This is a genomic window from Pseudorhodobacter sp. E13 (assembly GCF_003991405.1).
Lineage (GTDB): Bacteria > Pseudomonadota > Alphaproteobacteria > Rhodobacterales > Rhodobacteraceae > Pseudorhodobacter.
Genome location: NZ_RPEN01000072.1, coordinates 1 through 343, shown reverse-complemented (window position 1 = coordinate 343; position 343 = coordinate 1). Strand labels below are relative to the sequence as shown.

The window sequence follows — 343 nt, the reverse complement described above, 5'->3', positions numbered from 1 at the left end:
GCCTTCCTCTATCAAGTCCGTGGCCGATATGCCCGAACCGCCCGCATCGAGAGCGGCGCTGGCAATGTTGCGCGCGCATATCAGCAACCCGAAGATCAATCTGGCCGGTCCAGATTACCGCTGGGCCGCCGCCTACGATCCGACCGACTACCTGCACTTTACTGGCCAAGGCTATGCGCAGATCGGCCAAACTGCTGCCCGCGCCTTGCTGCAAGCAACATGCACCGCCGCGCAAAAGAGCCGGGCAACCTATATCACCGCCGCCACGGCCACCGGCGCGACCGTCGTGTTGACCTATAGCGTGCCTTACGGAACGCTGGCGCTCGATAGCGCGAATGTGCGG

General features: G+C 63.3%; 1 protein-coding gene. It reads left to right on the top strand.

Annotated features, from left to right (window positions below; all coding sequences use genetic code 11):
• Window positions 1-343: hypothetical protein (locus EGN72_RS19050; protein WP_199743672.1), on the top strand; the 343-nt coding region annotated here is incomplete at both ends.